General features: G+C 70.7%; 21 protein-coding genes, 5 tRNA genes and 1 pseudogene. 10 read left to right on the top strand and 17 right to left on the bottom strand.

The window, feature by feature from the left end; translation table 11 throughout:
• Positions 1 to 59: 59 nt before the first annotated feature.
• The 3 genes from ACH4F2_RS15350 to leuC form a co-directional block, all read right to left on the bottom strand.
• Positions 60 to 290: a hypothetical protein gene (locus ACH4F2_RS15350; protein WP_398133193.1), complete on the bottom strand. Its 231-nt coding sequence runs from the start codon at positions 288 to 290 to the stop codon at positions 60 to 62.
• Between the two features lie 276 nt (positions 291 to 566).
• A complete protein-coding gene (leuD, locus tag ACH4F2_RS15355) occupies positions 567 to 1,160 on the bottom strand; it encodes a 3-isopropylmalate dehydratase small subunit (protein ID WP_398133194.1) in 594 nt (197 codons plus the stop codon).
• A 5-nt stretch (positions 1,161 to 1,165) separates the two neighbouring features.
• Positions 1,166 to 2,596 carry a 3-isopropylmalate dehydratase large subunit gene (leuC, locus tag ACH4F2_RS15360; protein WP_398133195.1) on the bottom strand — a complete coding sequence of 477 codons (1,431 nt, stop codon included), beginning with the start codon at positions 2,594 to 2,596 and terminating at the stop codon, positions 1,166 to 1,168.
• A 198-nt stretch (positions 2,597 to 2,794) separates the two neighbouring features.
• Here leuC and ndgR point away from each other — a divergent pair, with 198 nt between their 5' ends.
• Positions 2,795 to 3,511: an IclR family transcriptional regulator NdgR gene (ndgR, locus tag ACH4F2_RS15365; protein ID WP_217162275.1), complete on the top strand. Its 717-nt coding sequence runs from the start codon at positions 2,795 to 2,797 to the stop codon at positions 3,509 to 3,511.
• A gap of 102 nt (positions 3,512 to 3,613) precedes the next feature.
• Here ndgR and ACH4F2_RS15370 read toward each other — a convergent pair.
• A pseudogene (locus tag ACH4F2_RS15370) lies at positions 3,614 to 4,038 on the bottom strand (monooxygenase family protein); the annotation flags it as partial.
• A gap of 142 nt (positions 4,039 to 4,180) precedes the next feature.
• Between ACH4F2_RS15370 and ACH4F2_RS15375 the strand changes: the two are divergent.
• Positions 4,181 to 4,348, top strand: coding sequence for a hypothetical protein (locus ACH4F2_RS15375; RefSeq protein ID WP_398133196.1), 168 nt, complete (start codon positions 4,181 to 4,183; stop codon positions 4,346 to 4,348).
• Between the two features lie 59 nt (positions 4,349 to 4,407).
• Here the strand turns inward: ACH4F2_RS15375 and ACH4F2_RS15380 are convergent.
• From ACH4F2_RS15380 to ACH4F2_RS15425, 10 genes are all read right to left on the bottom strand, one after another.
• Positions 4,408 to 4,480 (bottom strand) — tRNA-Glu (locus tag ACH4F2_RS15380).
• Positions 4,481 to 4,508: 28 nt separating this feature from the next.
• Positions 4,509 to 4,580: transfer RNA gene (locus tag ACH4F2_RS15385), tRNA-Gln, on the bottom strand.
• A gap of 21 nt (positions 4,581 to 4,601) precedes the next feature.
• Positions 4,602 to 4,674 (bottom strand) — tRNA-Glu (locus ACH4F2_RS15390).
• A gap of 62 nt (positions 4,675 to 4,736) precedes the next feature.
• A tRNA-Glu gene (locus ACH4F2_RS15395) sits at positions 4,737 to 4,809 on the bottom strand.
• Positions 4,810 to 4,850: 41 nt separating this feature from the next.
• Positions 4,851 to 4,922: transfer RNA gene (locus ACH4F2_RS15400), tRNA-Gln, on the bottom strand.
• 93 nt (positions 4,923 to 5,015) lie between these two features.
• Positions 5,016 to 5,750 (bottom strand): HAD family hydrolase, encoded by a 735-nt coding sequence (locus ACH4F2_RS15405; protein WP_398133197.1) that lies wholly within the window; start codon positions 5,748 to 5,750, stop codon positions 5,016 to 5,018.
• Positions 5,751 to 5,812: 62 nt separating this feature from the next.
• Positions 5,813 to 6,208 carry a Rid family hydrolase gene (locus tag ACH4F2_RS15410; RefSeq protein ID WP_398133198.1) on the bottom strand — a complete coding sequence of 132 codons (396 nt, stop codon included), beginning with the start codon at positions 6,206 to 6,208 and terminating at the stop codon, positions 5,813 to 5,815.
• Positions 6,209 to 6,334: 126 nt separating this feature from the next.
• Positions 6,335 to 7,819: a glutamate--tRNA ligase gene (gltX, locus tag ACH4F2_RS15415; protein WP_398133199.1), complete on the bottom strand. Its 1,485-nt coding sequence runs from the start codon at positions 7,817 to 7,819 to the stop codon at positions 6,335 to 6,337.
• Positions 7,803 to 8,579: a fumarylacetoacetate hydrolase family protein gene (locus ACH4F2_RS15420; protein WP_398133200.1), complete on the bottom strand. Its 777-nt coding sequence runs from the start codon at positions 8,577 to 8,579 to the stop codon at positions 7,803 to 7,805. The genes gltX and ACH4F2_RS15420 overlap by 17 nt, the downstream gene beginning before the upstream one ends.
• A 185-nt stretch (positions 8,580 to 8,764) precedes the next feature.
• On the bottom strand, positions 8,765 to 8,953 hold the full coding sequence (locus ACH4F2_RS15425) for a hypothetical protein (RefSeq protein ID WP_398133313.1): 189 nt from the start codon (positions 8,951 to 8,953) through the stop codon (positions 8,765 to 8,767).
• A 602-nt stretch (positions 8,954 to 9,555) separates the two neighbouring features.
• Between ACH4F2_RS15425 and ACH4F2_RS15430 the strand changes: the two genes are divergently transcribed.
• The 8 genes from ACH4F2_RS15430 (at position 9,556) to ACH4F2_RS15465 (ending at position 20,349) form a co-directional block, all read left to right on the top strand.
• Entirely contained in the window at positions 9,556 to 13,521 is a 3,966-nt protein-coding gene (locus tag ACH4F2_RS15430; RefSeq protein ID WP_398133201.1) for a nitrate- and nitrite sensing domain-containing protein, read from the top strand.
• A 9-nt stretch (positions 13,522 to 13,530) separates the two neighbouring features.
• Positions 13,531 to 13,944: a roadblock/LC7 domain-containing protein gene (locus tag ACH4F2_RS15435; protein WP_003993189.1), complete on the top strand. Its 414-nt coding sequence runs from the start codon at positions 13,531 to 13,533 to the stop codon at positions 13,942 to 13,944.
• Between the two features lie 110 nt (positions 13,945 to 14,054).
• The gene (locus ACH4F2_RS15440) at positions 14,055 to 14,453 is read left to right on the top strand and encodes a DUF742 domain-containing protein (protein ID WP_003973454.1); all 399 of its coding nucleotides are present in this window, start codon (positions 14,055 to 14,057) and stop codon (positions 14,451 to 14,453) included.
• Positions 14,434 to 15,009 (top strand): ATP/GTP-binding protein, encoded by a 576-nt coding sequence (locus ACH4F2_RS15445; protein ID WP_055421789.1) that lies wholly within the window; start codon positions 14,434 to 14,436, stop codon positions 15,007 to 15,009. The genes ACH4F2_RS15440 and ACH4F2_RS15445 overlap by 20 nt, the downstream gene beginning before the upstream one ends.
• A 402-nt stretch (positions 15,010 to 15,411) precedes the next feature.
• Entirely contained in the window at positions 15,412 to 18,696 is a 3,285-nt protein-coding gene (locus tag ACH4F2_RS15450; protein WP_398133202.1) for a nitrate- and nitrite sensing domain-containing protein, read from the top strand.
• A gap of 10 nt (positions 18,697 to 18,706) precedes the next feature.
• Entirely contained in the window at positions 18,707 to 19,120 is a 414-nt protein-coding gene (locus ACH4F2_RS15455; RefSeq protein WP_055421938.1) for a roadblock/LC7 domain-containing protein, read from the top strand.
• Positions 19,121 to 19,214: 94 nt separating this feature from the next.
• A complete protein-coding gene (locus tag ACH4F2_RS15460; protein ID WP_398133203.1) occupies positions 19,215 to 19,787 on the top strand; it encodes a DUF742 domain-containing protein in 573 nt (190 codons plus the stop codon).
• Positions 19,768 to 20,349, top strand: a complete 582-nt coding sequence (locus ACH4F2_RS15465) for an ATP/GTP-binding protein (RefSeq protein WP_009314218.1) — start codon at positions 19,768 to 19,770, stop codon at positions 20,347 to 20,349. The genes ACH4F2_RS15460 and ACH4F2_RS15465 overlap by 20 nt, the downstream gene beginning before the upstream one ends.
• A gap of 244 nt (positions 20,350 to 20,593) precedes the next feature.
• On the opposite strand, the gene ACH4F2_RS15470 is transcribed toward ACH4F2_RS15465, so the two are convergent.
• The 3 genes from ACH4F2_RS15470 to ACH4F2_RS15480 form a co-directional block, all read right to left on the bottom strand.
• Positions 20,594 to 20,791, bottom strand: a complete 198-nt coding sequence (locus tag ACH4F2_RS15470) for an acyl-CoA carboxylase epsilon subunit (protein WP_398133204.1) — start codon at positions 20,789 to 20,791, stop codon at positions 20,594 to 20,596.
• Between the two features lie 17 nt (positions 20,792 to 20,808).
• Entirely contained in the window at positions 20,809 to 22,392 is a 1,584-nt protein-coding gene (locus ACH4F2_RS15475) for an acyl-CoA carboxylase subunit beta (protein WP_398133205.1), read from the bottom strand.
• Positions 22,393 to 22,546: 154 nt separating this feature from the next.
• On the bottom strand, positions 22,547 to 24,907 hold the full coding sequence (locus ACH4F2_RS15480; protein ID WP_398133311.1) for a polysaccharide lyase 8 family protein: 2,361 nt from the start codon (positions 24,905 to 24,907) through the stop codon (positions 22,547 to 22,549).
• Positions 24,908 to 25,017: the final 110 nt, after the last annotated feature.

The following is a 25,017-nucleotide window of genomic DNA, read 5'->3' on the forward strand; positions in this document are numbered from 1 at the left end:
AAACACGAAACGGGCTAATCACCCTTGTGCCGCAACGGACTCGGGCTGTCCCGGCCTGTTCAGCCTTCCTCTTCGGGGAATCGCCCCTCGTCGAGGTCCGCGGTGAACCGCTCCAGGCGCCTTGCCGCACCGGCGAGATCGTGTTTGGCCGCGGCCGTAATGACCAGCAGCTTCCGGGTCAGCGCCATCCGTACGCCCTCCGGGACTTGCAGTGCGCGCACTCTTGTGTGCGCTTCCTTGAGCCGGATCGCGACCGCCGCATAGAGCTCGAGTTGGCCGTCGTGTTCCATGCACAGATTGTGCCATCTGGGGCGAGTTGTCGCCTGCGCAGGGGGCAACTGCCGCCTCGAACACCCCTCGGAGCACATCCGGAAGGCATGCTTCCATAACCCTCCTACCCCAGCAACCATGCCTCTGACGTGGGAAGTTGAGCGGCTCGGCCGTGACACACGCGTGCGCCCGGCACCAGAAACGGCTGTACCCCCGATCGATCCGATCGGGGGTACAGCCGGTGTGTTGGGTGGCCGAAACTCGACCTTGCGGGGGCCTGTGAGGCCGCCCGGGAATCAGGCCTGGAGGGTCTGCGGCTTGAACGACGGGCGCTTCTCCTCGTACGCGGCGATGTCCGCCTCGTTCTGGAGGGTGATCGAGATGTCGTCCAGCCCGTTCAGCAGCCGCCAGCGGGAGTTCTCGTCCAGCTCGAAGGAGGCGGTGACTCCCTCGGCGCGGACCTCGCGGGATTCGAGGTCGACCGTGATCTCGGCCTGCGGGTCGTTCTGGGTGAGCTCCCACAGGGCGTCCACGGTCTCCTGGTCGAGGACCACCGTGAGCAGGCCGTTCTTCAGCGAGTTGCCGCGGAAGATGTCGGCGAACCGGGAGGAGATCACGGTCTTGAAGCCGTAGTTCTGCAGCGCCCAGACGGCGTGCTCACGGGAGGAGCCGGTGCCGAAGTCGGGGCCGGCGACCAGGACCGTGGCGCCCTCGCGCTCGGGCCGGTTGAGCACGAACTCCGGGTCCTTGCGCCAGGCCTCGAACAACCCGTCCTCGAACCCGTCCCGGGTCACCTTCTTGAGCCAGTGGGCGGGGATGATCTGGTCGGTGTCGACGTTGCTGCGGCGCAGCGGGACAGCCCGGCCGGTGTGCGTGGTGAATGCTTCCATGACTCTCAGACTCCAGCGGGCGTGGGGACGTCGGCGGCGGACAGGTCGGCCGGGGAGGCCAGGTGGCCCAGGACCGCCGTCGCGGCCGCGACCTGCGGCGACACCAGGTGGGTGCGGCCGCCCTTGCCCTGCCGCCCCTCGAAGTTGCGGTTGGAGGTCGACGCGGAGCGCTCACCCGGGGCCAGCTGGTCCGGGTTCATGCCCAGGCACATCGAGCAGCCCGCGTGGCGCCACTCGGCGCCGGCCTCCTTGAAGACGACGTCCAGGCCCTCGGAGACGGCCTGCAGTCCCACCCGCGCGGAGCCCGGGACGACCAGCATCCGTACGCCGTCGGCGACTTTGCGGTCCCGGACGATCTCGGCGGCGGCGCGCAGGTCCTCGATGCGGCCGTTGGTGCAGGAACCTACGAAGACGGTGTCCACCCTGATGGAGCGCAGCGGCTGACCGGCCTCCAACCCCATGTACTCCAGGGCCTTTTCGGCGGCGAAGCGCTCCGAAGCGTCTTCGTACGAAGCCGGGTCGGGGACGTCGGCGGAAAGCGGTGCGCCCTGGCCCGGGTTGGTGCCCCAGGTGACGAACGGGGACAGCTCGGCGGCCTCGATGACGACCTCGGCGTCGAACTCGGCGCCGTCGTCCGTGCGCAGCGTCTTCCAGTACTCGACCGCCGCGTCCCAGTCCGCGCCCTCGGGGGCGTGCGGGCGGCCCTGGAGGTAGGCGAAGGTGGTCTCGTCGGGGGCGATCATGCCCGCGCGGGCGCCGGCCTCGATCGACATGTTGCAGATGGTCATGCGGGCCTCCATCGAGAGCTTCTCGATGGCCTCGCCGCGGTACTCCAGGACATAGCCCTGGCCGCCGCCGGTGCCGATCTTCGCGATGATCGCGAGGATCAGGTCCTTGGCCGTGACGCCGTCGGGCAGTTCGCCGTTGACGGTGATCGCCATGGTCTTCGGGCGGGTCATGGGCAGCGTCTGGGTGGCCAGCACGTGCTCGACCTGGGAGGTTCCGATGCCGAACGCCAGCGCGCCGAAGGCGCCGTGTGTGGAGGTGTGCGAGTCGCCGCAGACCACGGTGGTGCCGGGCTGGGTCAGGCCCAGCTGCGGGCCGACGACGTGCACGACACCCTGCTCGACGTCGCCCAGCGGGTGCAGCCGGACGCCGAAGTCCGCGCAGTTCTTGCGCAGCGTCTCCAGCTGGACCCGGGAGACCGGGTCCGCGATGGGCTTGTCGATGTCGAGGGTGGGGGTGTTGTGGTCCTCGGTGGCGATGGTCAGGTCGAGCCGGCGCACCGGGCGGCCGCTCTTGCGGAGGCCGTCGAAGGCCTGCGGGCTGGTCACCTCGTGCAGCAGGTGCAGATCGATGAAGAGGAGGTCGGGCTCGCCTTCGGCGCGCCGGACGACGTGGTCGTCCCAGACCTTCTCCGCGAGTGTCCTACCCATCGCTTTCCCTCCGGCCGGCGACGAAGCGCCGACCCAACTAGAGATCTTGGGGAAGCGGCGCCCGCACCCCTGTGTTTCCGGGCAAACCGCCACCAGGCCCTTCGGTCACGGGCCGTTGTGACTTCCTGCCGTCCAGAGTGGCGGGTTCCATGGAAAATTGAACTTGCGTTTCACAGAGTGAGACGGGAGTATCGTTGCATGGACAACAGTAGCGGCGTCGGCGTTCTGGACAAGGCGGCCCTCGTCCTGAGCGCTCTGGAGTCCGGTCCGGCCACCCTCGCGGGGTTGGTCGGTGCGACCGGACTGGCACGACCCACGGCCCACCGCCTGGCCGTGGCGCTGGAGCACCACCGCATGGTGGCGCGCGACATGCAGGGCCGGTTCATACTCGGCCCGCGCCTGGCCGAACTGGCCGCGGCGGCCGGCGAGGACCGCCTGCTCGCCACGGCGGGCCCGGTGCTCACCCACCTCCGTGACATCACGGGCGAGAGCGCCCAGCTCTACCGCCGCCAGGGCGACATGCGCATCTGCGTGGCCGCCGCCGAGCGCCTGTCGGGCTTGCGGGACACCGTCCCGGTCGGTTCCACGCTCACCATGAAGGCCGGCTCGTCGGCGCAGATCCTCATGGCCTGGGAGGAGCCCGAGCGTCTCCACCGCGGTCTGCAGGGCGCCCGCTTCACGGCGACGGCCCTGTCCGGCGTGCGGCGCCGCGGCTGGGCCCAGTCCATCGGCGAGCGGGAGCCGGGGGTGGCGTCCGTCTCCGCGCCCGTGCGCGGCCCCTCCAACCGCGTGGTGGCCGCCGTGTCCGTCTCCGGCCCCATCGAGCGTCTGTCGCGGCACCCGGGCCGTATGCACGCCCAGGCGATCATCGACGCCGCCGGCCGACTCTCCGAGGCCTTGCGCCGCACGGGCTGACCGCACCCACGCGCGCTCCCCGTCGGGAAGGGCCGGCCTCGACGCCGCGGCGGCCCTTTCCCGGCCGGGGCGCGCACCAGCCGCGCTCAGGCGGCCTTCTCGTCCACCGTCCCGTGGGGCGAGCCGATCCTTCGCGTACCGCCCCCGGGCCTCCAACGGCACCTGACCGTGCGCGTCCGCCGGCCCGAACGCCGGCATGTCCCCGTGGATCGCCTCGTACGACTCCTGCGGCGCGACGTACGCCTCGCGCCGGATGCCGACATGACCACGCACCTCGCTGTTCCGGTCCATCCGGTTCACCCGCGCCCGCACGACACGGTGGAACGCGTCCGCCGCGCTCGCGTACGCGTACAGCTTCTCCTTCGACTCCCCGTACTGGACGACGTAGTACGTCCGCGGGGAGGCCGTGAGCGGCACCTTCGACCACAGTCCCCGTTCCGGGGCCCGTTTCGGCTCCGCCGGCATCCGGAACATCGCCGGCATCACGGACGGCCAGTGGTGCTCCCCCAGAACCTGTTGATGCGCATCCCGATCAGCAGGACGACGAGGTCCCCCCGAGCTGACGTGCCTCTCCCCCGCGTACCGGGCGCTGGTGACGGCAGTGGCCACGTTCCGCCGGCTCGGCTGCGACTGGGGGGGGCCGAACAGCTCGCTCCGTACGCGGAGTTGATGCACCGCACGGCCGTCCTGGACCTGGACGACCTGGAGCGGTACTCGACGGAGGCGGAGCGGGTGGAGTGCGCGGTCCTGGGGGCGATCCTCGACGAGCCGGTGTTCCAGGCGCTGCACCGGCCGGCGCAGGAGGAGAAGACCGCGCGGCGGTACGGCTTCGAGTGAGAGCCGGGGCGGGTGAGCACAACGAAGGCCCTCCGCCGAAGCGGAGGGCCTTCTCGATGTACCCCCGACCGGATTCGAACCGGCGCTACCGCCTTGAGAGGGCGGCGTGCTAGGCCGCTACACAACGGGGGCGTGGACTCTGCGTTTCCGCAGGTCCGAGCTGGTCTACCTGGACTCGAACCAAGACTAACTGAACCAGAATCAGTCGTGCTGCCAATTACACCATAGACCAATGATGGTTTAGACCAGTCAGTACCCCCGACCGGATTCGAACCGGCGCTACCGCCTTGAGAGGGCGGCGTGCTAGGCCGCTACACAACGGGGGCCCTAGCGATCCTGCATCGAAGACGGCGGGAGCTACCCTGACTGTCCTCGCGGGAAGGATCTGTACCCCCGACCGGATTCGAACCGGCGCTACCGCCTTGAGAGGGCGGCGTGCTAGGCCGCTACACAACGGGGGCTTTGTGGAGTTGACCTCCACGACGCAGATGAGCTCTACGAGCTGGCCTACCTGGACTCGAACCAAGACTAACTGAACCAGAATCAGTCGTGCTGCCAATTACACCATAGGCCACTGGAACGCAAGCCCCGGAGGGGATCTTGTTCTAGCTTCGCGCTTCCGGTTCCCGGCCCTTTCGGCCCGCTCTCCGGCGGCGCAGGAAGAACATTACCCGAAGGTGGACGGGGCTCCAAAACGGGTATCGGCGCCGAGGAGCGCAGGGAGTTCGGAGAGGGATGCGATACGGCGCGGGCCGACGGGCGGGTCGATGGTCGCGTACGCGCCACCGCGGTCGATCCACACCGACAGCAGACCGGCGTCGGCGGCTCCGCGCCCGTCGATCTCCGGGTGGTCACCGACGTAGGCGACCTCCCGCGGGGCGAGGCCGAGGGCGTCGCAGGCGGCCAGGAAGGCACCGGGCTCGGGCTTGGAGACGCCGAGCTCGGCGGCGCACAGGATGGCCTCGAAGCGGTCGTGCACGCCGAGGACGCGCAGCTTGCGGTCCTGGACGGTCAGGCTGGAGTTCGAGAGCACGGCGTGCCGGTGGCTGTCGGCGAGGGCGTCGAGGACGGGCACGACGTCCGGGAAGAGGGACCAGGCGGCCTCGTAGTGCGTGACGTACCGCTGGAACCAGTCGTCGGCCTCGGCGTCCGTCAGCTCCGGCCGGCCCAGGAAGACCCGGGTGCGGTCGCGCCGCTGTGTGACGAAGTCGACCTCGCCGGCCGCGAACCGGGCCCACTGCTGGTCGGTGATCTCCCGCCAGCGCACGAGGGCCTCCTCGGCCGACCCGTACCCGGCGAGGAGCCCTTCCGCCACGAGATGGGCCCGCATGCCCTCGCGGTCGGCGGTGGTGTAGTCGAAGAGGGTGTCGTCGACGTCCCAGACCACGGCTTTGATCGACATGTGGTCCAGCCTAGGCGGCCCGGGCGGGGGGCGTCGGGAGAAGCCGACCGGGAGACGAACGTCTACCGAGCGGCGAGCCCCTCGGTCTCGATGAGCATCCGCGGGTCGGACAGAGCCCTGACCTCGGCCAGGAGGCTGGCCGGACGGCAGTCCGCATCGGCCGGCACGCTCAGCACGACGTCGTAGTCGGCCGTCACCGCCTCGATGTCGACGGTGAGGATCCTGATCCGGACGAGGTCGCTCGGGGCGAACCCGGCGGTGTGCAGCGTTTCGCCCGGGCGCCGGAACGTCAGCCGGATCCGGCCTCGGATGTCGCCCACGGCGGCGATACCGCCCTGGTCGTCCCGGGCCTCGTGACCGGCGACCACGAGCCAGCGCTGCGGCTGTTCGAGAACGACCGCCCGGTTGCAGGCCGAGCAGTCTCCGAAGAAGCGTGGATCGACGTCCTCACGGCGCAAGCCCCCAGTCTGCCGAGACGGCACCGGCGGCGCCGGTCCGCGTGACCCGGGCGGGGTACGGCGGTTACGGCGGTACGCCGAGGGGCGGCAGCCCTTCACGGCTGCCGCCCCTCGCACGTCGGTGTCCTACGCCGCGAGCCTCGCCAGCGCCGCGTCGATCCTGGCCAGCGTCTTCTCCTTGCCCAGGACCTCCAGGGACTCGAAGAGGGGCAGGCCGACCGTGCGGCCGGTGACGGCGACGCGGACGGGGGCCTGGGCCTTGCCGAGCTTGAGGCCGTGGGCCTCGCCGGCGGCCAGGACGGCCTCCTTGAGGGACTCGGGGGACGTCCAGTCGGCCGCGTCCAGCTTCTCGCGGGCGGTGCGGAGCAGGGCGTCCGAGCCCTCCTTCATGGCCTTCGTCCAGCTCGCCTCGTCGAAGACCGGCTCCGGCAGGAACAGGAAGTCGACGTTGTCCGTGATCTCGGAGAGGACCTTCAGGCGGGTCTGGGCGTGCGGCGCGATCGCCTGCCACGCGGCCTCGTCGAAGTCCTCCGGCGCCCAGGGGGCGACGGGGGCCTTCAGCCACGGGCGGCAGCGCTCGGTGAAGTCCTTCACCTCCAGCAGGCGGATGTGGTCGGCGTTGATCGCCTCGCACTTCTTCAGGTCGAAGCGGGCCGGGTTGGGGTTGACGTCGGTGACGTCGAAGGCCGCGACCATCTCCTCGATCGTGAAGATGTCCTGGTCGGCGGAGAGCGACCAGCCGAGCAGGGAGAGGTAGTTGAGCAGGCCCTCGGGGAGGAAGCCGCGCTCCCGGTAGAGGTTCAGGCTCGACTGCGGGTCGCGCTTGGAGAGCTTCTTGTTGCCCTCGCCCATGACGTACGGCAGGTGACCGAAGGCGGGGGTCTCCTTGGCGATGCCCAGCTCGGTCAGCGCCTTGTACAGGGCGATCTGGCGGGGGGTGGAGGAGAGCAGGTCCTCGCCGCGCAGGACGTGGGTGATCTCCATCAGGGCGTCGTCGACCGGGTTGACGAGCGTGTAGAGCGGGGCGCCGTTCGCACGGACGATGCCGTAGTCCGGGACGTTCTCGGGGAGGTAGGTGATCTCGCCGCGGACCAGGTCCGTGAAGGTGATCGCCTCGTCGGGCATCCGGAAGCGGACGATGGGCTCGCGGCCCTGCGCGACGTACTCCTCGACCTGCGCGTCGCTCAGGTCGCGGCAGTGGCCGTCGTAGCCGGAGGGCTTGCCGGCGGCGCGGGCGGCCTCTCGGCGGGTGTCCAGCTCCTCCTGGGAGCAGTAGCAGCGGTAGGCGTGGCCGGCGTCCAGGAGTTTGACCGCGACATCCTTGTAGATGTCCATGCGCTGCGACTGGCGGTACGGCGCGTGGGGGCCGCCGGTCTCGGGGCCCTCGTCCCAGTCGAAGCCCAGCCAGCGCATCGAGTCCAGGAGCTGCTGGTACGACTCCTCGGAGTCGCGGGCCGCGTCGGTGTCCTCGATGCGGAAGACCAGCGTGCCCTGGTGGTGCCGGGCGAACGCCCAGTTGAACAGGGCGGTGCGGACCAGGCCCACGTGGGGGTTACCGGTGGGCGAGGGGCAGAAACGGACGCGTACGGGTGCGCTAGCCACGCTTGACAACCTTGTTGGTGAGAGTGCCGATGCCTTCGATGGTGACGGCGACCTCGTCGCCGACGTTGAGGGGGCCGACGCCGGCCGGGGTGCCCGTGAGAATCACGTCGCCGGGGAGCAGCGTCATCGCCTCGGAGATGTTGACGATCAGATCCTCGATGGAGTGGATCATCTCGCTGGTGCGGCCGAGCTGGCGCTGGCCGCCGTTGACCGTGAGCTGGATGGTCAGGTCGCCCGGGTCGAGGTCGGTCTCCACCCAGGGGCCCAGCGGGCAGGAGGAGTCGAAGCCCTTGGCCCTGGCCCACTGCTTCTCGCGGCGCTGCACGTCGCGGGCGGTGACGTCGTTGGCGCAGGTGTAGCCGAGGATCACGTCCTTGACGCGTTCGCGCGGGACCTCGCGGCACATGCGGCCGATGACCACGGCGAGCTCGGCCTCGTGATGCAGTTCCTCGGAGAAGGAGGGGTACTGGATCGCGTCGCCGGGGCCGATGACCGAGGTGGACGGCTTGAAGAAGGCGAACGGGGCGTCGGGCACCTCGTTGCCGAGTTCGCGGGCGTGCTCGGCGTAGTTGCGGCCGAAGGCGACGACCTTGTTGGGGAGTACGGGCGGCAGGAGCCGCACCTTGCTCAGGGGCACCTTGGTGCCGGAGAGCTCGAAGTCCGCGAACGGGATGCCCTTGATGATGTCGAGGACGAGCTGGTCCGGCTGGTCGCCCTCGACCGCGCCGAAGGCGACGTTCCCGTCGATGGAGAACCTGGCGATGCGCACGGGTTGCTTGGCCCCTCGCTGAGCTGGCTGGGAGTCTGACGCTCCAGGCTAACGCGGCGGGCAGGCCTCACAGGGCGGGCGCCTCGCGCATGACGTACCGGGACCCCCGAGGGGCGGCGGTCCGTGGGGCGCGGGCGCCCGTGTGCCCGTAGTGCCGGCTGAACGATCGACGGCCGGGTGGCGTACTACTGCGCGGCGGTGGCCGCGACCGGGATCTCCATCAGGATGGTGCGCCGGGGGTTGGCGGTCTGGGTCGGGAGCTCGACGGCGTGCTCCGGCTGCTCCGGCGTCTGCAGCTCGGCGGCGGCGTCGAGGTGCGCCAGCGTGGTGCGTCGCGGGTTGGCGATCTTGTGGAACATCGTCGTCGTCTTCACGGTTGTACGAGACCCTGTCGTGTCCGGGCGCCGGAGGGCTGCAAGAACCCCTGCGAGGGCGCGGGTTGTCGGTTTTGCCTTCTCTGTAAAACGTCAGGCTAAACATGCGATTCCCCGCCAACCTGAGCCGAGCTCATGATCTCCGTGTGAGTTTGCTCACTCATCAAGGGTCAAACCGGTCAATTCCGGCTCGCGCGACACCCCGACGAAACCGACATTGCCCATCTGAAGCCATCATTCCGCTCCTGATCATGTCGACTGGGACACCCCCTGCACCCCGGCGACTCGCGGACGTATGTCCGCTTTACGGGTGATCATTTTCTACGTCCGGTGACCCACCCCTCACGTGCTGTCACGTGGGTCACGGGACGGCCCACGGGCCTTGTTGGAGATCCTGCACTGTGCTGGAATTCCACGGACCGCTGCGGGATCGAGCCGGTGCACAGGGGGCGCACACCAGCGCCGAGCGGCGGCGAGAAGGGGGACCCAGCACCGGTCACTCACGACCGCCAGGGGGGGCGTATTCAGGGCGCCCCTATGACGCCGACACCGTGCCCAGCCGTTCACGCGGCCGGGCGCCTGGTCCAGAGGTTGCGACGCTAGTGCAGGGACGTTTCAAGAGGGATGGCAGCGCTTCGGCCGAGCCGGAGCCGCACGGCGGGACTGGCCCCAAGGCCGTCGGCTCCTCGCCCCAGCACGCCCAGAACCAGGGCCAGGACCAGTCCGGCGACGGCGGGGACCGCGCCGGGCGCCCCGGCCAGGCTGCGGCCTCGTCCGCTCCCGGCCAGAAGCCGCCCGCGAAGCCGGCCAAGGGCTCGACCGGTCCCGGCCCGCGAATAGCCCTGCGCAACTGGCGGATCTCCACCCGTCTGGTGTCGCTGCTCGCGCTTCCGGTGGTCGCCGCCACCTCGCTGGGCGCGCTGCGCATCAACCAGTCGATGGACGACATCCAGCAGCTCGACAACATGAAGCTGCTGACCGAGATGACCAAGCAGGCCACCGAACTGGCCGCCGCGCTCCAGGAGGAGCGCGACCAGTCCGCCGGCCCGCTGGCCCACGGCTCGACGTCCGCCGCGATCGCCGTCAAGGGCGACCGGGAGAAGACCGACCGGGCCCGGAAGAACTTCCTCGACAGCTCCGAGGCGATCGACGCCGCCAGCAAGGACGGCAACCTCGTCGGCGTCCGCGACAGCCTCGTCGGCCTCGCCGGCGACCTGAACGACCTGGAGCGGATCCGGAGCAGCGCCTACCAGGCCAAGGACAACTCGACCCAGACGGTCGAGGCCTACCACCGCCTCATCACCCACCTGCTCGACCTCTCGCAGGACATGGCGGAGGCGACCAGCAACCCCGACATGATCCAGCGCACGCGCGCGCTGTCGGCGTTCTCCTCGGCCAAGGAGTACGCCTCCATCCAGCGCGCCGTCCTCGCGGCCGCCCTTCCGGCGAGCAACACCACGAAGGGCAGGCTCGCGGAGAACGACCGGCTCTACGCCGAGTCCGCGCTGCAGAGCCAGAAGTCCGAGATCCGAAGCTTCACCAGCATCTACGGCGACGGAGCCGAGGAACTCCTCAAGCCGATCTCCGAGGGCAACGCGGTGATCGAGTCGTCCGACGAGTACGCCGGTCGCGCGCTCGGCAAGAAGGACGCCATCGGCGGCCTGGACAAGCGCTCCTACCAGGACTGGCTGGACGACAGCTCCACCAAGATCCAGCAGATGAAGAACATCGAGCTCAAGCTGCTCGAGGACATGGAGCAGCAGGCCCGCGAGCTGCGCAGCGAGTCCGAGCGCGAGGCGATCATCTCGGGTGTGCTGATCCTGCTGGTGCTCGGTGTCTCGCTGGTCGGCGCCTTCGTCGTGGCCCGCTCCATGATCCGCTCGCTGCGCCGCCTGGAGGACACCGCGACCAAGGTCGCCCAGGACCGCCTGCCCGAGCTGGTCAAGCAGCTCTCCGAGACCGACCCGCAGGACGTCGACACCTCGGTGGAGTCGGTCGGTGTGCACTCCCGGGACGAGATCGGCCGAGTGGCCTCCGCCTTCGACGACGTGCACCGCGAGGCGGTCCGCCTCGCCGCGGAGCAGGCCCTGCTGCGGGGCAACGTCAACGCGATGTTCACCAACCTCTCGCGCCGCTCCCAGGGTCTGATCCAGCGCCAGCTCTCGCTCATCTCCGAGCTGGAGTCCCGCGAGGCCGACCCGGACCAGCTGTCCTCGCTGTTCAAGCTCGACCACCTCGCGACGCGTATGCGCCGTAACGGTGAGAACCTCCTCGTCCTCGCCGGTGAGGAGCCCGGCCGTCGCTGGACCCGTCCGGTCCCGCTGGTCGACGTGCTCCGCGCCGCCGCTTCCGAGGTGGAGCAGTACGAGCGCATCGAGCTGGCCTCCGTGCCGACCACCGAGGTCGCCGGCCGCGTGGTCAACGACCTCGTGCACCTGCTCGCCGAGCTGCTGGAGAACGCGACCTCGTTCTCCTCCCCGCAGACCAAGGTCAAGGTCACCGGTCACGCGCTGCCGGACGGCCGCGTGCTGATCGAGATCCACGACACGGGTATCGGCCTCTCTCCGGAGGACCTGGCCGCGATCAACGAGCGGCTCGCCTCGCCGCCCACCGTGGACGTCTCCGTCTCCCGCCGCATGGGTCTGTTCGTGGTCGGCCGCCTCTCGCAGCGCCACGGCATCCGCATCCAGCTGCGTCCGTCCGACTCCGGTGGTACGACCGCGCTGGTCATGCTGCCCGTCGACGTCGCCCAGGGCGGCCGCAAGCCGCAGCCCAAGCCGGGCCAGCCGGCCTCGGGCAACGGCGGTCCCGCTGCCGCGCAGGCCGCGGCGGGCGTCGCGGCGGCCCGGCGTGGTGGTGGCCAGGGCGGCGGCGCTCTCGGCGGCGGTGCCTTCGGTGGCGGTGGCGGTGCCCTCGGCGCCGGTGCGCCGGGCGGCGGCCGGCTCGGTGCCGGTCAGGGGCCTCGGGCTGCACTGCCCGGGCGCGACTCGGGCGGACGCCCGGGTGCGCCGGGCGGCGGGCGCGGGCCCCAGTCCCCGGCGGGGCCGAACCAGCAGAACCGCCCGGCTCCGGCCGGCGCGGGTGCCGGTGCGGGCGCGGGTGCCCATGCCGGTACCGGCCAGGCGCCCGGTGCTCCGCAGGGTCTGCAGGCCGCGGGCCTGAACGCGCCGCAGGGCCAGGACGCCTCGGTCTTCGGTGGCGGACGCGGCCCCTCCGCACCCCCGCAGCGCGGCAAGCGCCGCGGGAACGGCGACGCCGAGCAGGGCCGCCGTCCGCAGCTGCCGCCTCGCGGTGGGCCGCGGGCCGAGCTGCCCGGCGGCAACCCGCAGCCCCGCACGCCCAGCTGGAGCGACGAGAACGCGCAGCCGCCCGTGCCGCGTGCCTCCCTGGACGGCCCGCGCGGCCACGAGGAGCCGGACAGCTCCCGTACGGACCGCACGCCGCGTTTCGACGACCGGCAGGGCCCGGCCGCGACCACCGAGATGCCGGCGATCCCCCGGACCGCTGAGGCCCAGGGCCCCGGCGCCACGGCCGAGTTCGCCCGTCCGGACTTCGACGCCCCGGCCCCTCGCCAGGACGACCCGCAGAACACGGGCCAGTTCGCCCAGCCCGGACAGGGCCAGTACGGCCAGGAGCAGTACGGGCAGAACCAGTACGGCCAGAACCAGTACGGGCAGAACCAGTACGGCCAGGACCAGTACGGCCAGGGCGGTGTGAACGCCCCGCAGAACGACCAGTTCGCGCGGCCCGAGCCGGCCGCTCCGCAGCAGAACGGCGGGTCCTTCGTCCGCTCGGACGTCTTCGGCAGCCAGCCCGGTCAGGCGGGTCCGAGCGACCCGGCCCCGACCGACCCGTTCACCGGCGCCCAGGGCCATGACAACGGTTCGACCGGGCAGCACCGTCTGACGGAGCGTCAGAACCCGGCCACGACCGGCCAGTTCGAGCGCCCGCAGGTCAACGGCGCGCAGGGCGGCAACGAGTTCGGTGTACCGCGGCCGCCGGCCCCGGCGCAGCGTCCCGACCACCAGGAGCCCGCGGGCGCAGGCGCCAACGGGAACTCCCCCGCGGCCGCGGCGCAGCAGCCCGGTGACGGATGGGCGCTCCCGCCGGCCTCCGGTCCCGGTGACGGCCGTACGCCGCTGTTCGACACGCTGGAGACCAACTGGTTCCACGGCGACCGCGAGGCGAGGGCGCAGCAGGACGCGCCGGCCGCGGCCCCGGAACCACAGGCCGCCCAGCCCCAGACCCCGGCGGCCCCCCAGCGGCCCGCCACCTCCGCCTGGCGCAGCTCGCCGAACGACGACCTCGTCCGGCAGGCAGAACGCGTCCGGCAACCGGCCGCGGGCGGAATCACCACCTCCGGCCTTCCGCGCCGGGTCCCCCGGGCCAACCTCGTCCCGGGAACAGCTCAGCAGCAGTCGCAGCAGAGCGGTCCGCAGGTGTCGCGTGCGCCCGACGAGGTACGCGGCCGGCTGACCAATCTCCGTCGGGGAATCGCACAGGGCCGTCAGGCCGGTACCAACCAGACCGGCAGCTATCCGCGGCCCACTCACCAGCAGGAGCGTTAGTTGAGCCCGATGAGCCAGGCGGCACAGAACCTCAACTGGTTGATCACGAATTTCGTGGACAACACCCCAGGGGTGTCCCACACCGTCGTCGTGTCCGCCGACGGACTCCTTCTGGCGATGTCGGAAGGCTTCCCGCGCGACCGCGCCGACCAGCTCGCGGCCGTCGCCTCGGGGCTGACCTCGCTGACCGCCGGGGCATCCCGGATCTTCGAGGGCGGCAGCGTGGCACAGACGGTCGTGGAGATGGAACGCGGGTTCCTCTTCCTCATGTCCGTCTCGGACGGCTCGTCCCTGGCCGTCCTCGCCCACCCGGAGTGCGACATCGGTCTCGTCGGCTACGAGATGGCACTCCTGGTCGACCGCGCGGGGGCGGTACTCACGCCCGACCTGCGCGCTGAACTACAAGGAAGTCTGCTCCACTGAAGGGCCCCGGCACCACCCGTGTTACCAAATCACCGTCCGGCCGCCACAATCCCCCCACCGGCCCCGTCAGACGGCACGACTGACCAACTGCTGTCCCGCCCGGAGGATTCATGACCCCGCCCACCGCCTCTCATGATCCGTACGCGGAGCCGTACGAGGACGAGGGCGACCAGCCGCTGGTACGTCCGTACGCGATGACCGGCGGCCGGACGCGGCCGCGCTATCAGCTCGCCATCGAGGCACTGATCAGCACCACGGCCGACCCGGCAGCGCTCATGGGGCTGCTTCCCGAGCACCAGCGCATCTGCCACCTGTGCCGCGAGGTGAAGTCGGTTGCCGAGGTGTCGGCCCTGCTGGCGATGCCTCTCGGCGTGGCCCGGATCCTCGTCGCGGACCTCGCGGAGGCCGGGCTCGTCGCCATTCACCAGCCTGGCGGCGACGAGAACAACGGCGGTGCGCCTGACGTGACACTGCTCGAAAGGGTGCTCAGTGGACTTCGAAAGCTCTGACGGAGGTCGGGCGACCACCTCCGCGAAGATCGTGGTGGCCGGCGGCTTCGGCGTCGGCAAGACCACGTTCGTGGGCGCCGTCTCCGAGATCAACCCGCTGCGCACCGAGGCCGTGATGACCTCTGCCAGCGCCGGGATCGACGACCTCACACACGCCGGGGACAAGACGACCACCACGGTCGCCATGGACTTCGGCCGCATCACGCTCGACCAGGACCTGATCCTGTACCTGTTCGGCACGCCGGGCCAGGACCGGTTCTGGTTCATGTGGGACGACCTGGTGCGCGGCGCCATCGGCGCCGTGGTGCTGGTGGACACGCGGCGGCTGGCCGACTGCTTCCCCGCGGTGGACTACTTCGAGAACTCGGGCCTGCCGTTCGTCGTCGCGCTCAACGGCTTCGACGGCCAGCAGCCGTACAACCCGGACGAGGTCCGCGAGGCGCTGCAGATCGGACCGGACACCCCGATCATCACGACCGACGCCCGGCACCGCGCCGACGCGAAGTCGGCGCTGATCACGCTGGTGGAGCACGCGCTGATGGCACGGCTGCGGTAGGTCAACCGGCGGTCACAGAGAAGTCGGCGGGGTCCTACGGCACTTGTCGTAGGCGGAACGGAGCCGGCTGTGTCCTTTGACACGGTCGGCTCCACCGTTCATAACGTTTCGGCAGAGGAATCGGGTGGTACCAACACGCGACGCGGTCAACTGGTCTCGCTGTGCGCACGAACGCCCCGTCTTTTGACGGGCCTCGCTCTTTATGACCGTTTTACGCGGGGCTTACATCACGTGTAACCCCCGCGTTCCACTGTTTGGAAGAGCGCTGGTCGCCGTGCTGGAATGCCAGAACTGCCCAATGGTCAAAGACGTACTCAGCAGTAGTGCGTACTCGATGACGGACTGGGCTCTGAGACACAGCGGCACGACGAATGTGCCGACCGCCGAGAGGTTGTTGGTCGAGTGAGGCGAAGCAAGAACAGTCCCGAGCCATCGGCCCGGGGCAACTTCACCCCGCCGCCGCGCGCAGCGGCGCCCGCCCCCGAGCCCGCTGCGGAACCCAAGGCCCAGCCCGCCCCGAGCGGCGGCCGTGTCTCGCCGCGCAACTGGCGGGTGACCACCCGGCTGAACGCCATCCTGCTCATACCCGTGCTGGTCGGCCTCGTCATGGGCGGCTTCCAGGTGAAGAGCTCGATCGACACCTGGCAGGACGCCGAGGACGCCGAGAGCACCGCGCGCCTGGTACAGGCCTCCCTCGGCTACGCGGGCGCCCTCTACAACGAGCGCGACCTCACGGCCGCCCCGCTGCTGCAGGGCAACGGCCAGGAGGACGCCACCGTCACCAAGGCACGCAAGGCGACCGACGAGGCGGCCGACACGTTCGACGAGGCGGCCCAGGGCATGCCCGGCAAGGCCGGACTGGAGCGCCGGCTGAAGGTGTTCCGCGAGCAGGAGCCCAAGCTCCAGACGCTGCGCGTGGCCGCGTACACCTCCAAGCTCAAGGGTGTGGAGACCGAGGAGGGCTACACCGGGATCGCCCACCCCCTGATGGAGTTCGCCAACGAGCTCGGTCTGGGCACCGGCAACATCACCTCCTACGGCCGCACCGTCTACGCGATCTCCCTGACCAAGGCGGCGCTCTCACTGGAGCGCTCCATCGGCATGCACATGCTGGTCAAGCCGGGGCCGGACCCCAGCCACCTCGCCAGCCAGCGCGTCGCGCTCTCCTCCTACGCCTACTTGGAACGCATCGCCATCGAGGAGTACATCGGCGGCGGTACCGAGGCGGACGCGCAGAAGCTCGAGGACGCCCAGGCGCGGCTCAAGACGGACGGGGCGGCCATGGCCGAGGAGGCCAAGGCCAAGGACCCCGACTACGTGCCGCCGCCGGCCAACCCGACCACGATGGTCTCGGAGCTCGCGGGGCTGGACTCCACCGGCACCGGTGCGCGGGCCGACCTGGCCGAGCAGGGCATCACGCCGGAAAACTGGTGGGCGGTCAACACCCTCAAGTTCGACGCGTACGGCAAGATCGAGTCGGACCTCGCCGACAAGGCGGTGACCGAGGCGTCCACGATCGCCGACGACGCCGAGCGGGACGCCTACATCACGGGTGCCGCGGTCGTGATCGCGCTGCTCGCCGCGTTCATCCTGGCCGGCATGGTGGCCCGCCAGATGAGCCGCTCCATGCGCCAGCTGCGCAACGCCGCCTTCGGCATCGCCGAGCAGCGCCTGCCGATGCTGGTCGACCAGCTCTCCCGTACCGACCCCGGCCGGGTCGACACCCGGGTCCAGCCGATCCCGATCACCTCCACCGACGAGATCGGCGAAGTCGCCCGCGCCTTCGACCAGGTGCACCGCGAAGCCGTCCGGCTCGCTTCCGAGCAGGCCATGCTGCGGGGCAACATCAACGCGATCTTCACCAACCTCTCGCGCCGCAACCAGTCGCTGATCGAGGGCCAGCTGAGCCTGATCACCGACCTGGAGAACAACGAGGCCGACCCCGACCAGCTGGAGAACCTCTTCCGGCTGGACCACCTCGCCACCCGTATGCGCCGCAACGGCGAGAACCTCCTGGTCCTCGCCGGCGAGGAGCCCGGCCGCCGCTGGGACCAGCCGGTCCCGCTGGTCGACGTGCTGCGTGCCGCCTCCTCCGAGGTGGAGCAGTACGAGCGCATCGAGCTGTCCGGCGTGCCTGAGGCCGAGATCCACGGCCGGGCCGTGACCGACCTCGTGCACCTGCTGGCCGAGCTGCTGGAGAACGCCACCACGTTCTCCTCCCCGCAGACCAAGGTCCGCGTCACCGCGACCCGTCTTCCCGACGGCCGTGTGATGGTCGAGATCCACGACAAGGGCATCGGCCTGACCGCCGAGGACTTCGCGGACATCAACCACAAGCTGGCCAACCCGCCGACCGTGGACGCCGCGATCTCGCAGCGCATGGGCCTGTTCGTGGTCGGCCGGCTGTCCGACCGGCACGGTATCCGCGTCCAGCTGCGCCCCTCCGGCGAGCAGGCGGGCACCACCTCCCTGGTCATGCTCCCGGACGCCATCACCCACGGTGGCGGCGGCGAGCAGCAGGGGCGCGACGAGTTCACCGTCTCGCAGATCATCCCGGAGCAGAACTTCCAGGGCGGCGAGAGCTTCGCTCAGGTCGGCCAGCCCATGCGGACCGCCGCCGAGCTGGGCTTCGACGACAGCAGGTACTCCGAGGTCCCCGACGACATACGCGAGCTCGACCCGGTCGGCCGCTCGCTGATGCGCGAGGAGCGCCGCGCGGCCCTGGAGGCGCAGGCGCACCCCGAGCTGCCCGGTCCGGCGGAGCACGGGCGGCCCGAGAACGCCGATGCGCCCGGCTTCCAGGACCAGTTCACGGGGCAGCAGCCGGGCTTCGACCAGGGTCGGGGCGGCTACCCGGAGCAGCAGACGGGCGCCTACGACCAGCAGTCGGCGTATCCGGACCAGCAGCAGGCGGCGTACCAGGAACCGCAGCAGCAGTCGTACGGCGATCAGTACTACGCGCCGAACGGCGGTCCGCAGCAGAACGGTGGCTACCCGGCCGACGGCGGCTACCCGGACCCCTCCTTCGCGGAGCCGGGCCAGGGCGAGCACCAGCCGGCGGGCTCCGGCGCCCAGGAGGCCTACTCGGCCTTCGAACAGCGGCGCTACCAGGACGACTGGCCTCAGCAGGACGGCTACCGGAACGGCTATCCGGACCAGTACCCCGCGGGTGCTCCGGCGCCGGAATCCACGCAGGCCGCTGACGGGACCGAGGCGGACCGCGTAGGCTTCGACCGTCCGGGTCCGGCCCCTTCCGCCGCCCACGAGATGACCGACGCCGGTCTTCCCCGCCGCGGCTCGGCCGTGAGCGGCGCCGGCGACGCGGGGCGCGTGGACCAGGAGGCACCGGCCGCCGCCGCACCCGGCGCGGGCGGCGAGGACAACTGGCGGTCGGCGAACGACGACCGCTGGCAGCAGGCCTCGGCACTGCGCAAGCCCAGGGCGGGCGGGGTGACCTCCTCGGGTCTGCCCCGGCGGGTACCCAAGGCCAACCTGGTCGAGGGCGCCGCCGAGACCACTCCACAGGGAGGCCCCCAGGTCTCCCGCGCCCCGGAGGACGTCCGGGGCAGGCTGAGCAACCTGCGCCGCGGCGTCGAGCGAGGCCGCAGTGCAGGCAGTGAAACGAACGGCCAGGACACAAGGAATGAACACCGTGGTCCTGACAGCACCTACAACCAGGAGCGTTAGTGTGAGCCCGATGAGCCAGGCGGCGCAGAACCTGAACTGGTTGATCACCAACTTCGTGGAAAACACCCCGGGGGTGTCCCACACGGTGGTGGTCTCCGCCGACGGACTCCTTCTGGCGATGTCCGAAGGGTTCCCGCGCGACCGTGCCGACCAGCTCGCGGCCGTCGCCTCCGGTCTGACCTCGCTGACCGCCGGTGCCTCGCGCATCTTCGAGGGCGGCAGCGTGAACCAGACAGTTGTGGAGATGGAGCGGGGATTCCTCTTCATCATGTCCATCTCCGACGGCTCGTCCCTCGCGGTTCTCGCACACCCGGAGGCGGACATCGGTCTCATTGGGTACGAGATGGCCCTTCTGGTGGACCGTGCGGGCACGGTTCTGACGCCCGATCTGCGGGCCGAGCTCCAAGGGAGCCTTCTCAACTAAAGGACAGACGGTGCGTTTTGGCGTCCCGTGGCCGTAAAGTTTCGGGACGCGGCTCCACAGTGATGGATGCCAGGCACAGTCGGAGGAGGAAAAAGTGGCAACACCCCCAGGTGGTCCGTCTTCGGGCAACTGGTCGTACGGCCCTGGCCAGGGCCCGAACGACGGCTCGGCGAACGGATACGGCTACCCCTCCGTGCCGGGCCACCGGCAGCCGTACGCGCCGCAGGGCCCCGGCCCTTCGCCGTACGACCAGCCGCACGCTCCGCGCATCCAGCCCGTGCAGCCGCAGCGCCGCACCCCTGAGCCGGCGCCCGCCGGGGCGTCGAACAACCCCCTGGTGCGCCCGTACGCCATGACGGGCGGCCGCACCAGGCCGCGATACCAGCTCGCCATCGAGGCACTGGTGCACACCACCGCGCAGCCGCACCAGATGCAGGGCCAGTTGCCCGAGCATCAGCGGATCTGCAACCTCTGCCGGGAGATCAAGTCGGTGGCCGAGGTCTCGGCCCTCCTGACGATCCCTCTCGGCGTGGCCAGGATCCTCGTCGCCGACTTGGCGGAGGCGGGCCTGGTCGCCATCCATCAGCCCGGCGGCGACGAAAACGCCGGCGGCCAGCCAGACGTGACACTGCTCGAAAGGGTGCTCAGTGGACTTCGCAAGCTCTAGCGGAGGGCCTTCCCGCTCCACCACTTCCGCGAAGATCGTGGTGGCGGGCGGATTCGGCGTGGGCAAGACGACGTTCGTCGGCGCCGTCTCGGAGATCAACCCGCTGCGCACCGAGGCCGTGATGACATCCGCGTCCGCGGGCATCGACGACCTCACCCACACGGGGGACAAGACGACCACCACGGTCGCCATGGACTTCGGACGTATCACGCTCGACCAGGACCTGATCCTGTACCTCTTCGGTACACCCGGCCAGGACCGTTTCTGGTTCATGTGGGACGACCTGGTGCGCGGCGCCATCGGTGCGATCGTGCTGGTCGACACGAGGCGGCTCGCCGACTGCTTCCCCGCCGTCGACTACTTCGAGAACTCCGGCCTGCCGTTCGTCATCGCCCTCAACGGCTTCGACGGCCAGCAGCCGTACAACCCGGACGAGGTCCGCGAGGCGCTGCAGATCGGACCGGACACCCCGATCATCACGACCGACGCCCGGCACCGCGCCGACGCGAAGAGTGCGCTGATCACTCTCGTGGAGCACGCGCTGATGGCGCGGTTGCGCTAGCGGCACAGGCTGCACCCCGTCGGCGCGGGGTTGCGCGACGCCCCCTGCGGCCAATGGGCTGCCGGGGGCGGTTTCGTTGCCGGGCGCGGGTGGGTTGTGGCTGGTCGCGCCCACGCGGCGGAGCCGCACATCGAGACAACCCCCGCGCCCCTGGATCGTTGCCCCAGCCGGCGTCGAACACAGAGCCCTCATCCCATGCGAAGGGGCCCCCTCCCGGTGGAGGGGGCCCCTTCGTCGACTCAGGTCAGCGCCAGCTGTGCGGCGCGCGGAAGCCCGGCTCGCGTTCCAGGCGGCGCCAGCCGGCGCGGACGCGGCCGCCGCCGTGGACCGGGGCGATCTCGGCAGGGCGGGCGGCGGCACGGGCCAGCAGGAGGGCCGTGATGGCGGCGACTTCCTCGGGCTCGGCGTGGCCCTTCTCGACGCGGATGTCGGGAGTGGACATGGAAGTGGCTCCTCGGGTCACTGCGGCGGGTTGCCGTGCTTGCGGGAGGGCAGGTCGGCGTGCTTGGTGTGGAGCATCGCCAGGGACCTGATGAGCACCTCGCGGGTCTCGGCGGGGTCGATGACGTCGTCGACCAGGCCTCGTTCGGCCGCGTAGTAGGGGTGCATCAGCTCGGCCTTGTACTCCTTGACCATGCGGGCCCGCATGGCCTCGGGGTCCTCGGCCTCGGCGATCTGACGGCGGAAGATGACGTTGGCGGCACCCTCGGCGCCCATCACGGCGATCTCGTTCGTCGGCCAGGCGTAGGTGAGGTCGGCGCCGATGGACTGGCTGTCCATGACGATGTAAGCACCTCCGTACGCCTTGCGCAGGATGAGCGAGATGCGGGGCACGGTCGCGTTGCAGTAGGCGTAGAGCAACTTGGCGCCGTGGCGGATGATTCCGCCGTGCTCCTGGTCGACGCCCGGCAGGAAGCCGGGTACGTCCAGGAGGGTGATGATCGGGATGTTGAAGGCGTCGCACATCTGGACGAAGCGCGCGGCCTTCTCGCTGGCCTCGATGTCCAGTACGCCGGCCAGGGCCTGCGGCTGGTTGGCGACGATGCCGACGACCTGTCCGTCGAGGCGGGCCAGCGCGCAGATGATGTTGCGGGCCCAGCGCTCGTGGACCTCGAGGTACTCGCCGTCGTCGACGAGTTCCTCGATGACCTTGGTCATGTCGTACGGGCGGTTGCCGTCCGCCGGGACCAGGTCGAGGAGGGTGTCGCCGCGGCGGTCCGCGGGGTCGGTGGATTCGGCGCGGGGCGGGTTCTCCCTGTTGTTCTGGGGGAGCAACGACAGCAGGTAGCGCACCTCGGCGAGGCACGTCTCCTCGTCGTCGTAGGCGAAGTGGCAGACGCCGCTGGTCTCGGCGTGCACGTCGGCGCCGCCCAGGCCGTTCTGCGTGATCTCCTCGCCGGTGACCGCCTTGACCACGTCGGGACCGGTGATGAACATCTGCGAGGTGTCGCGGACCATGAACACGAAGTCGGTGAGGGCGGGGCTGTAGGCCGCGCCGCCCGCGCACGGGCCGAGCATCACGCTGATCTGCGGGATGACCCCGGAGGCCTTGGTGTTGCGCTGGAAGATGCCGCCGTAGCCGGCGAGGGCGCTGACGCCCTCCTGGATGCGGGCGCCGGCGCCGTCGTTGAGGGAGACCAGCGGGGCACCGGCCGCGATGGCCATGTCCATGATCTTGTGGATCTTCGTGGCGTGGGCCTCGCCCAGTGCGCCGCCGAAAATCCGGAAGTCGTGCGCGTAGACGAAGACCGTGCGGCCCTCGACCGTGCCCCAGCCGGTGATGACACCGTCGGTGTACGGCTTCTTGGCCTCCAGGCCGAAGCCGGTAGCCCGGTGCCGTCGCAGTTGCTCGACCTCGCGGAAGGAGCCCGGGTCCAGGAGCAGTTCGATCCGCTCCCGCGCCGTCAGCTTGCCCTTGGCGTGCTGCGCCGCCGTCGCCTTCTCGCTCGGTCCGGCCAGTGCCTGGGCACGGATCTCGTGCAGTTCGGCCACTCGCCCGCGCGCGTCCGTCGGCTCACCCGGCGCCTCATCCAAAACGGTCATGTAGCGACTCTACGAAGCTCACCAAGGATTGCGAGCCGTCGACTCCGTACAGTCTCCAGCGCGTTTTCCTGGTAGCACTGAACAGAACCCCTACAGCATGCAGCCGTTTCGACTGCTCAGAGGGCCTCATGCTTGTAGGGGTCACACAAAGCCTTCAGCTGAGAGTCACCTCACATTCGTGGGTGGTACATACCACCCCTGGAGTGACGCGGAGGTGCAGTCGGCGGCCTGTCGCGAGGATCTCGACCGTCTCGTCGGCCCGTGCCACCGCCCGCACCGGGCGGTCCCAGACGATCTCCAAGGGTGCTCCGGTACGCGGTGGTTCGCTCACGCAGAGGGTAGCGGTGCGGCCTCGGCGGCGGATCAGCACACTGGCCCCCGCCGTCGTGGTGAGCGGGCCCGCCGTGCCCGCCTGCCAGAAGTTCGCGGCCGTGAGGCCGAGTGGGGGAACCGCGACCGCCTGGCACCGTTCGTCGTTGGCGAGGACCGTGAGCCGGCGGTGGTCGGCCGCGCGCCGGGCGACCGCCCGGCGGGTGGCGCCCGGCATGAGGACGTAGACGTAGGCGGCGCCGGCCGGATCCGTGCCGTGGTCCAGCCAGAGGGTCTGCCAGCGGCGGGTGCGGCGCTCGGCCGTGCTGGTGGTGTTGATGTCGGCCCAGGCACCGGTGCGGTCCTCGCGCAGGGTCCGCAGATCGCCCTCGGGCACGATCCAGCCTCCGTGGCCCTCCAGATGGGCCCAGTGCCGGCCTCGGACGAGCGCCTGGGTGCCGCCCTCCCCCAGATTGCGGTTGTCGACGACCGTCTCGACCGGGACACCGTCCGCGCAGGTGATGCCGGCGCCCAGGCAGACCACCGCGTCGTCGGCGAAGAACCAGGACTTGCGGGCTTCGAGGGTCGAGCCGAGCCCCTTGAGGTGCTGTCCGACCGCCGCGTACTCGCCGTCGGTCGTGCCGCCGACCCAGCGCGCGTCCGGCCTGGGCTCACCCCACTCGCCGCCCTCCCGGTCGGCCAGGCGTTTGGTGGAGACGGTGGTGCCGGGCAGCCGGTACCAGTCGACGGTGGGCCAGAACCAGTCGGTGTACTGATCGGACCGGCCCGCCCTCGTCCCGTTCGCCCACCAGGTGAGCATGCCCGCGCCGGTGTGCCAGCCGCGCGGGTTCTCGCCGTTGCCGCACTCGTAGTGGGCGATGCGGTCGCTGGCCATGGCGAGGCCCGCGGTGAAGGCGGGGCGGCGGTGCACGGCGCGGTCCATGGCCGCGAAGAGGCGGTGCCCGGTGGGCTCGGGCGCGGCCTCGCCGGGGGCGTCCGCGATCGCGTGCAGCCGGGCGAGGTCGGCGACCGGGAACTGCGGTGCCGTCAGGACGGGGGTGACGGTGTCCCGTTCGATCCAGCCCTTGATCCGCGCGTGCCAGCGTTCGCGCTCGGCGTCGCTCGCGCCGCCGGCGAGGACCGCCATGGCGGCGATGAGCTGCTGCCCGTGGAAGTGGTCGCTGCGCATGACGCGCAGGTCGTCGCTCTTGAGGTGACCCCGGCTGATGGCCCGCCCGTTGACGCCGTCCATGACCAGTCCGTCGTGGATGAGGGGCGCGTAGGCGTGCTCGACGCTGTCGAGGATGATCTGCCTGCCGGGGTCCGTCACCTCCCACGGCGAGCCGGCGAGCAGGGTGAACAGCCGGCCGAGTCCGTCCAGCATGACCTGGCCGTACGTCCCCGAGTAGGCGACCCGGGTGTGCTGGACGAACGAGCCGTCGGCGTGGAGGCCGTCGCCCTCGGTGACGTACGGGAAGACCGGCGAGAGGGCGTCGCGGGCGAGGGCGATCTTGCCGGGGTCCCGGCCCAGGATGCCGCGCAGGGCGACGGAGCGGCAGAGGTCGACGCGGTTGGCGCCGGTGGAGGTGCCGGTGTAGTCGCCGAGCATCGCGTCGGGGACGAAGTGGTCGACGGCGGCGCAGGCGGCGGCGGTGCGGTCGGTGCCGAGGTGGTCGTACAGGGCGGCCGTGATGTCCGTCAGGAGGCGGGGGCTGCCGATCTGCCACTCCCACCAGTTGCCGTAGCGGGTGGTGGCCGGGTTGTAGACGGTGGCCGAGAGGTGGTCGAGGCCCCGCAGGATGTCGGCGAGGAGGGCCTCGTCGCCGGTGGAGCCGGTGCCCTGCTGGACGTACGCCTGGGCCATGGTCCACAGGCGGCCGTAGGCGAAGGTGATGCCCGCGGGCGGGTCGAAGGGGTGGCCGGGCCACAGGGAGGTGGGGGTGGGGGCCATGGTGGCGCGGTGTGCGCGGGCGCGGGCGCCGGTTTCGGCCAGGCGGGAGGCGTACGGTTCGGCGGCCGGGTCGTAACCGTCGCCGAGGGCGATGGCGAGCCAGCGCCGGCGGAGGGTGTCGTAAGGGTCGGCGGCGGGGACGGCGGCTGCGCCGAGGGCGGGGATGAGTGCGGCGGCCAGGGCGGCCGCGAGCAGGACGGTGCGGCGGGTGGGTCCGGTGCCGGTCCGATGGGCGTACGGCCGCTGGAAGGTCATGCTCATGTCTATTCCCCGAGGCGGGGCCCGTCAGCCGGCGGCGCGGCGACCTCTCGCACGACTGTTGAAACTTGAACTGAATGGGACTACAGTCGTGGCCGTTGGATTGA

It is taken from the genome of Streptomyces sp. NPDC017890 (assembly GCF_044328675.1).
In the GTDB taxonomy this organism is placed as follows: domain Bacteria; phylum Actinomycetota; class Actinomycetes; order Streptomycetales; family Streptomycetaceae; genus Streptomyces.